Raw genomic sequence first — 8,362 nt, 5'->3', positions numbered from 1 at the left:
TAATATATTAATATAGTGTTTTTAGTATTGAATATAGTCAATATTAGTTACTTGAAATATATTTTTTAATTATAAGTTTCTGTGTTATATTTTTTTAATATCTAAGTTTTCATAACACATATCAATATATCTTTGTATAAATGGATCAAGTTCAGGTCGTAGATTATCACCTTGTGTTAATAGATCCATATTAGAAAAGCTTCCAATAAGATTACGATTTGACCAGTATACTTCTTCTTCAACACGCTTACCAAAACGATTTCCATACATTTTAAATAATGGGAATTTTGTTAATCCATTACTTCCAGCCTTTAGAAGTACTCCTATATTTGCAAGGTTATCTGTCCATGTTCCAGTAATTATTTCTATATGTGGGAATCTAATTCTTATACTAGCAACGATACTAGCATAGTATAATGATGCAGGTTGTGGTGTTAAATGGTATGTGGTATCTGGATGTGGATTTAGGGAATAGAATATAATACGATCAATATCTAATTCTTCTATTAAATTAAATAAATCATTTAGATGATCGATTTCTTCTCCAAGGCCAATGATAATAGTTATTGCTTTTTTATATCCAAGATTATCTGCTTGTATTAGCATGTTTTTAATATCTGTAATTGATTTACTTGGACATATTTCATTGTGAAATTTGGGATTTGCAGTTTCAACAGCTCCTGTTACTCCTATAATTTCTTCGCCATATGCATCTAATTCATCAGTTATACCTATATTTAACCATACAGGTTTGTCTGTAATGTAGTATATGTTTTCTGAGATTTCTCTTATTTCATCAGTAGAATATACTCCATATCCTCCAGATAAAAATTCAATATTCCATCCCATTCTCTTTGTAAGTTCTGCTTCAGCATATATTCCCTTCACATGTCTACGTGCTTTATCTGGATTTTGAATTCTGTCTTTTTGTGATGACATATAACAGAATTTACAATCTCCTTTTTCGCACCACCATGATAAGAAAAGAGCTCTTTCAAGACTTACATCTTTTCCATGAATTTTTTCTGTTATTTTGTTAGCTTCGATAAGTAGGTCAAATACTTCTTTATTTTTTATTTTTTCAATAACATCCATTTATTATAAATCTCCTTAGATTAATAACATATCCTATTATGTAGTTTATTTTTCATTAATTATAAATATCTCTATGAGAATTTTTTTACTGTAATATTTATTTCTGATCCAGTATAAAGTAGGTATTTAAGATGTTTTTCGTTTTTTACACTATTTTTTTGCTATTAAAAAACATAACCGTAACGTTTATATAGTATGAAAACAAACATTATATTGTGCCTTGAAAACTAATAATAACTTATTTTTATAGTTGATAGGTAAGTTTATATATACGTAGTTATAAATAAACTATTGTAAGATGAATTTGTCATGTGCCGTCGTGGCTCAGTAGGTAGAGCGTTCGGCTGTTAACCGATTGGTCACAGGTTCAAGTCCTGTCGACGGCGCTATAATTCTTTTGGGCCCATAGCTTAGCCAGGTAGAGCGCCCGGCTCATAACCGGGCGGCCATGGGTTCGAACCCCATTGGGCCCATTTTACAATTATAAATTTTGCTCCGATAGTGTAGTCCGGCCAATCATTTCGGCCTTTCGAGCCGAAGACTCGGGTTCGAATCCCGGTCGGAGCATTTTCTAGAACCTTTCTTATTTATAATTTGGTATGATTTTAGATTCTAGAACACTTTAAGCGAAACATTCCTAAATAAAGTTTGCGGATACAAGTATTTTATATGCGGGGGTGCCCGAGCTGGCCAAAGGGGACAGGCTTAGGACCTGTTGGCGTAGGCCTCCCAGGGTTCGAATCCCTGCTCCCGCACTTTAGATAAGGGATTTCGTAATGGGTTTTTAAATGCCGGGGTAGGATAGTGGTTATTCTTCGGGACTGTGGATCCCGTGACTCGGGTTCGATTCTCGGCCCCGGCCCCATTTAAAAAAATATGAGTTTATATTTATTATATAAATTTAAGTTAGTTGCTCCGATAGTGTAGTCCGGCCAATCATTTCGGCCTTTCGAGCCGAAGACTCGGGTTCGAATCCCGGTCGGAGCATTTAATTTATGTTACTTGTTTTAGATTTATTTTTAAAATTATTGATTTTTAATAAAAGTTATATTTATATTATTGTATTATCTAATTGAAAAAAAAAGAGTTATTGGTGGAGGTTAATTTTCTTTGTTAATTGATTCCATAAATCTATTTTTTATTTGAGATGGCGTTTTATCAATAATTGGTGCTTTTGTATTTCCAGGTTTTACTTTAATGTGTAAAAATACAGGTTCTTTTTTATCTAAATATTGCTTTATATCTATATTATCCACACTATTTCTAGCATCAACATAGTAAACTTCATTATATCCAATACTCTTTGCAATATTTGATAGATTTACCTTTGAAGTATAAGTTTCTTGTGAGCCAGTTGAACCATATGCTTCATTATCAATAAGAGCAATTATAAGATTACTTGGATTTTGTGCATAAACTGTAATAAGTTCACCAAAATTCATTAATAAAGATCCATCACCATCAATAACAATAACTTTTCTATCATCTGATTTTTCCTCAAGAGCAAGGGACAAACCTAATGCAATAGGTGTAGCCATACCCATTGAACCAGACATATAAAAATTATTATTTCTATCCTTTATTCCATATAATTCACGTGATGGAAATCCAATATTTGAAATAACTAGTTCATCATCTAAGTCAGTGATAATCTTCTTAATAGCATCATATCTTTTCATTATCAACACCTCTTCTCCAATAACTAATATCAAATAATAATGCAATAGGTTCTTCTGATATTAAAGATAGATTCCAACTTTTATTAATAATTTCTCTACTTTCACTAGGATAATCAACTTTATAATATCTAATATCTAAACTATCTAACACTTTGGTTGTAGCTTTACTCATTGGTATCTGGCCATATACAGCCTCACCAAGACTACCTCTATGACTAATAATCATTAAAATAGGAAAATTATATAATTTCATAAGGGAAGCTAAAACATTAACACTGTTACCTAATCCAGAATTTTGCATTAAAATAGCAGGTTTTAATCCACCCATATATGCACCAGCACATATTCCAAAACCTTCCTCTTCACGTGTAACAGGTACATGTTTTATTGTATCATCTTTATCAATTAATTCCAATAACTTCTTTAAATTAGCACATGGAACACTTACTATGAAGTTAATTCCGGCGTCTTTAATTCCATTATAAATAACATCTGTACTATCCAAAAATAATCACTTCTCTAAAAATTTGTAATAATAAAATTATGTTCTCATATTTATATTTTTAATTAATTAAATAAAAAATATTTTTCTATGAATTTAAATCATATTCATAAGGAAAAACTATATATAACAAAGTATGTTAATAGTTTGAGTCACAATTTTTATAGAATAAATACAATCTAAACTACAAATAATCAGGAAATAGGACTACAAAACACTAAAACACAAGAAATGATTACAGCTTATATAATAAAATATAATTGAAATAAAACAAGAAGAAAAAGAAGTAATGGGTTAACTTTAAACAGAAAAAATAATAATAAAAACAATTATCTAGTCAAAGAAATAATATTTATTGGTTATGACTAACTATAATTGTTGTATATTCTATTTTAAGGAAAAAATCTATTCCTCAAAGTATGCTGTAATATCTAATTCTTTTTTATTTGCAATTTCTGTTAATTGTTCATATAAAGCTTCATCAACAGGTATTCCATTTGCATGATGTTCATTAATCATGGCAATTTCACGGTCACCTGGAATAACTCCATTTTCTTCTCTAATTTCACGAACAAATTGATCAACATAGAATTTGAATTGCATAGAACCAGCAAAGTGTTCAGGATCTATTACTATTAATAAATCTCCTTTAGTACACATTACATCTGGTGTTGCTGTACCTTCAACTTTATCACCACAAGCAGCACTTACAAGAGGTCCTGCTAATAATTCAAACATAAATGCTAAAGCATATCCTTTAAATCCACCAAATGGTAATATTGATCCTTCAAGTCCTGCTTGAGGATCTGTTGTTGGATTTCCATCTTTATCTAATGCTAAACCTTCAGGAATTTCTTCATTTTTTCTTTTAGCTTCTAAAAGTTTTCCTCTAGCAGTAATACTTGTAGCCATATCTACACAAATATAATTATGAATATCATCTGTAGGAATACTTATTGTAATTGGATTAGTTCCAAGTAATGCTTTTTTACCACCAAAAGGTGCCATAGCAGGTTCAGTATTTGATATAACAATACCAATCATATCTTGGAGTGATGCTAAATCAGAATAATATCCAGCAATTCCATAGTGATTACTATCATGTATACCTACAATTCCAATACCAGTTTCACTTGCTTTTTTAACAGCTAAATCCATAGCTTTTACTGTTACATAATGACCAAATTTATGATTTCCATTTATCATTGCAGAAGAAGCTGATTCTTTTTCTATTTCATAATCTCCTTCAATTTTAATAGTACCTGCTTCTATACTTTTTATGTATTGTGGAAATCTTCCAAGTCCATGTGTTGAAAATCCTTTAAGATCACCATCAGTTATAACATCAGCAACAATTGAAGCTTCCTTATGTACAACGCCATATGCTTCTAAAATTTCTTCAATTAATTTAGTTTCATTTTCTATGCTAATTTTCATGAATGTATCTCCTCGATATTAAATGTTTTATAATTCAATTTTTTTGTTTTCATTTGTTGTTATTAGAACACGATTGTCTGAATCTTCTTTAATTTCTCCAATAACATATGATTTATGGTATTTATTTAGTATTTCAAGAGCTTCATCCTGATATTTTCCATCAAGAATTACAGCAAAACCAATTCCCATATTAAATACATGATACATTTCTTTATCTTCAATACCTGTAGCTTGTATTGCTTTAAATATAGGTAATGTTTCAGGTAGATTATTGATAATATAAGTCATATCATGATTTAATCTTTTTAAGTTACTAAATCCACCACCAGTTATGTGTCCAAGTCCATGAACTTCAATATCAGAATTTAATAAGTCCATAATTGCATCAACATAAATTATAGTAGGTTCAAGTAATGCTTCTCCAACAGTGGTTGAATTATCAGTTGGTAATTTATCATCTACATTGAAATTTGCTATTTCAAGTAAAGCCTTTCTTGCTAAACTTAGTCCATTACTATGTACACCACTACTTTCAATACCAATGATAATATCACCATCTTTTATTTGTGTACCAGTAATTATATCTTCCTTGTCTACAGTTCCAATTCCAGTTCCAGCAAGATCAAAATCCTTAATAATTTTAGGTAATGAAGCAGTTTCTCCACCAATCATTGCTATTTTTGCTTGTTGACAACCTACTTTCAATCCTTTACCTATTTGACTTGCAACTTCAGGATCTGGATGTTCCACTGCTAAATAATCAACCATAGCTATTGGTTCAGCACCTACACATAAAATATCATTTACAACCATAGCAATACAATCAATACCTACAGTATCGAATTTATTCATTAAATTTGCAATTAATATTTTACTTCCAACACCATCAGTACTCATAGCTATTGCACGTGAACCAAAATCAACTAATGCTGCGAAATGTCCTTTATTTTTTATAATATTTCTGTAATCTAATGTTTCAGATAGTTCTCCAGTTAATGCACGTACAGTTTGTTCTTCCAAACTAATATCAACACCTGCTTCAGAATATGTAACCATTATTTCACCTATAACATTATTGAACTTCCTTAATACTATAATTAAAGATTCCCTGATAATTGGGCTAACCCCTGTGTTCTACAGGTTTTTGAATTAATTAATTAATCAAAATTATTCATGATTAATTTTAAAATGTATATTTATATTTAAAAAAAATAGTGACACGTTTTATTATTCACTTTTTTTATTTATTAATTATATTTCTTTTTTCTAATTGTTATATATTTTTAAATAGATTTTATCTACTTAATATAATAACTGTTGAAAAAGTATTTTTTTCCATTCTAAATTCTCATATACTTAAAATAAAATAATAAAAAAAGGAGAGTATAAGAGAGAGTTGTATTTTTTTTTATTGTAATCTAGTAGTTTCAAGATTTAATGGAGTTTTTGTTTCAATTTTATATGTTCTATAAATACTACTTGCAAGATCTAATGCTTTATATGCATCACCATGACAAACTAGGATTTTATCAGGTTTTGGTGATAATTTACGAACATATTCCATTAATTGTTTACGATCACTATGTCCACTAAATCCATCAATTGTTGTAACTTCTATGTTAATATGGAATAATTGTGTTACTCCATCTTTTTCTAGTGGAACTTCATCGAATCCTTTCTGAATTCTTCTACCTAATGAACCTTCTGACTGATATCCTACAAAGATAATACGGTTTTTCTCATCTTCACATAGTTCTTTGAAGTATTCAACAGAATTTCCTCCTGTTAACATACCAGATGTTGATAAAATAACGCATGGTTCATTACTTTCTAGTAATTTACGTCTTTGTTCATTGTTTGTTACTTTATTAAATACATCTGATGTGAATGGATTTTCACCTGCATGGAATATTTGTTTTTGTAATTCATTACTTAAGAATTCTGGATGTGCAGTATGTATAGCTGTAGCTTCCCATATCATTCCATCTAAATATACTGGTACTTTACCTAAAATACCTCTATTAATAAATTCTTCAAGAACAATCATAATTTCCTGTGCACGTCCAACAGCAAATACTGGAATAAGTATTTTTCCACCTTTTTGAATTGTATCATATATTGCTTTAACTAATTCTTTTTCTGCAGTGTTACGTGTAGGGGTGTTGTCTTCACGTCCACCATATGTACTTTCCATTACCATAGATTCTATACGAGCAAAATGTTGTTTTGGTGTTCCAAGTAATCTACTTTGTTCATTCTTAAAGTCACCAGTATATAGGAAGTTATGTTTTCCATCACCTATATTTAAGTGGGCCATAGCAGAACCAACAATATGTCCTGCATCATGTAGTGTTAAACGTATATCAGGTGATATATCAGTAACTTGTCCATAATCTAGTGTAATTGTTTTGTTAATTGTTTCTTTAACATCTTTTATATTAAATGGAAGTGGTTTGTCTTCTCTATGGGAGATATCAAGATGGTCTTGTTGGAGAAGAGTCATCATATCTCTTGTTGGAGTAGTACAGTATGTAGGTCCATCATATCCATAATGATATAAGTATGGTACAAAACCAGTATGGTCAAGGTGAGCGTGGGTAATAATAACTGCATCTAAATCTTGAAGATTAAATTCTGGAACATTTAAGAAAGGATATGCTGTTTTTTCATCAATACCTGCTACATTTACTCCACAATCTAATATAACTTTACTGTTTGGTGTTTGTAAGAATAAACAAGATCGTCCAACCTCTCTAAATCCACCAAGTGATGTTAATCTAACCCAATCATTATCAAACATAGGTTCTCGTCTGATTCTTTTTCCTAATTTTTGTAAAAATTCTTTTCTTTCTTTACTATTTCTTTTTAATGATAATCTGATTCTTTGGATTGTTTCAGAATTAATTGGTGGTGTTCTTAATATTTTTGGGGTCCATCCTGTTTGTTTTAGTATTTCACGGGATGTTGTTCCATATTTTCCAATAACTAGTCCGGGTTTTCTTGATTCAATAATAACTTCGTGTGTTACATCATCAAAGGATATGTCTGTAATATCAGCATCTGTAGGAACAATTTCTTCTACTTTGTCTATTGTTTCAGGTGGTGGTGAAAGAACTGATTTGTCTGATCTGATAATTATTCGTTTTCTTATTTTTTTTGCTAATGCACGAATTATATCTCCATGATCTTTGTTTATTTCAGGATTTTTTGTATATATAACAATTTCAGGTCCTTCAAATTCAACTTTTGCTAGTTTTACTTTTTCAGGTAAATATTCTATAATTTGATCTTTGATTTCATCGATCATATTAGTCATACATTATCACTCTCTCATTTTTTGATAATTTTTATGTAGAACAAATTATTATCCTTAAAAAACTTTATAATAATTGTTTTAATGTTTTATCTGCTACACTGTTTTACTTAATGATTTTATTTATTTAAATATGAAATTTACATATTTTATTTAATTAGGTTTCGTGTTTATTTTAATTGTAAGTAGAATAGTACTATTTTTATTAAATTGTAGAATTTTTTTAAATTCCTTTTTATTTCTAAAATAGAGTCATGTTCATATTTAATATAAAATATCTTTTCATTAATTGATTATGTTTTTATCAAAAGAATATTTTATTTATTAATAAACTAT

At 29.4% G+C, this 8,362-nt stretch carries 6 protein-coding genes and 6 tRNA genes; 6 read left to right on the top strand and 6 right to left on the bottom strand.

Annotated features, from left to right (window positions below; genetic code table 11):
* Positions 1-84: 84 nt before the first annotated feature.
* Positions 85-1,095, bottom strand: coding sequence for a radical SAM protein (locus tag A9758_RS00345; RefSeq protein ID WP_011405886.1), 1,011 nt, complete (start codon positions 1,093-1,095; stop codon positions 85-87).
* Between the two features lie 313 nt (positions 1,096-1,408).
* On the opposite strand from A9758_RS00345, the gene A9758_RS00340 reads away from it, so the two are divergent.
* From A9758_RS00340 to A9758_RS00315, 6 genes are all read left to right on the top strand, one after another.
* A tRNA-Asn gene (locus A9758_RS00340) sits at positions 1,409-1,481 on the top strand.
* A 13-nt stretch (positions 1,482-1,494) separates the two neighbouring features.
* A tRNA-Ile gene (locus tag A9758_RS00335) sits at positions 1,495-1,568 on the top strand.
* Positions 1,569-1,587: 19 nt separating this feature from the next.
* Positions 1,588-1,662, top strand: a tRNA-Glu gene (locus tag A9758_RS00330).
* Positions 1,663-1,766: 104 nt separating this feature from the next.
* Positions 1,767-1,850, top strand: a tRNA-Leu gene (locus tag A9758_RS00325).
* 35 nt (positions 1,851-1,885) lie between these two features.
* Positions 1,886-1,960: transfer RNA gene (locus A9758_RS00320), tRNA-His, on the top strand.
* Between the two features lie 47 nt (positions 1,961-2,007).
* Positions 2,008-2,082: transfer RNA gene (locus A9758_RS00315), tRNA-Glu, on the top strand.
* Positions 2,083-2,195: 113 nt separating this feature from the next.
* Here A9758_RS00315 and comE read toward each other — a convergent pair.
* The 5 genes from comE to A9758_RS00290 all read right to left on the bottom strand — a co-directional run bounded on the left by comE (position 2,196) and on the right by A9758_RS00290 (position 8,029).
* On the bottom strand, positions 2,196-2,774 hold the full coding sequence (comE, locus tag A9758_RS00310) for a sulfopyruvate decarboxylase subunit beta (RefSeq protein WP_048059682.1): 579 nt from the start codon (positions 2,772-2,774) through the stop codon (positions 2,196-2,198).
* Complete coding sequence (gene comD / locus A9758_RS00305) at positions 2,761-3,279, bottom strand: sulfopyruvate decarboxylase subunit alpha (protein WP_011405888.1); 519 nt, start codon at positions 3,277-3,279, stop codon at positions 2,761-2,763. Before comD ends, comE begins: the two co-directional genes overlap by 14 nt.
* A gap of 402 nt (positions 3,280-3,681) precedes the next feature.
* Positions 3,682-4,713 carry an L-sulfolactate dehydrogenase gene (comC, locus tag A9758_RS00300; protein ID WP_011405889.1) on the bottom strand — a complete coding sequence of 344 codons (1,032 nt, stop codon included), beginning with the start codon at positions 4,711-4,713 and terminating at the stop codon, positions 3,682-3,684.
* Between the two features lie 27 nt (positions 4,714-4,740).
* Entirely contained in the window at positions 4,741-5,769 is a 1,029-nt protein-coding gene (gene purM / locus A9758_RS00295) for a phosphoribosylformylglycinamidine cyclo-ligase (protein ID WP_011405890.1), read from the bottom strand.
* Between the two features lie 352 nt (positions 5,770-6,121).
* Positions 6,122-8,029, bottom strand: a complete 1,908-nt coding sequence (locus A9758_RS00290; protein WP_011405891.1) for a beta-CASP ribonuclease aCPSF1 — start codon at positions 8,027-8,029, stop codon at positions 6,122-6,124.
* Between the last annotated feature and the right edge of the window lie 333 nt (positions 8,030-8,362).

This window comes from Methanosphaera sp. A6, assembly GCF_001729395.1.
Classification (GTDB): domain Archaea; phylum Methanobacteriota; class Methanobacteria; order Methanobacteriales; family Methanobacteriaceae; genus Methanosphaera; species Methanosphaera stadtmanae.
Note: the sequence above shows the minus strand (reverse complement) of the source record. Positions and strands in the feature narration are given on the sequence as shown.

What these genes read in the sequence shown, in the direction of transcription:
- purM (WP_011405890.1), bottom strand. Translation starts at nt 5,769, where the DNA reads ATGGTTACATATTCTGAAGCAGGTGTTGATATTAGTTTGGAAGAACAA.
- comE (WP_048059682.1), bottom strand. Translation starts at nt 2,774, where the DNA reads ATGAAAAGATATGATGCTATTAAGAAGATTATCACTGACTTAGATGAT.
- A9758_RS00345 (WP_011405886.1), bottom strand. Translation starts at nt 1,095, where the DNA reads ATGGATGTTATTGAAAAAATAAAAAATAAAGAAGTATTTGACCTACTT.
- comC (WP_011405889.1), bottom strand. Translation starts at nt 4,713, where the DNA reads ATGAAAATTAGCATAGAAAATGAAACTAAATTAATTGAAGAAATTTTA.
- A9758_RS00290 (WP_011405891.1), bottom strand. Translation starts at nt 8,029, where the DNA reads ATGACTAATATGATCGATGAAATCAAAGATCAAATTATAGAATATTTA.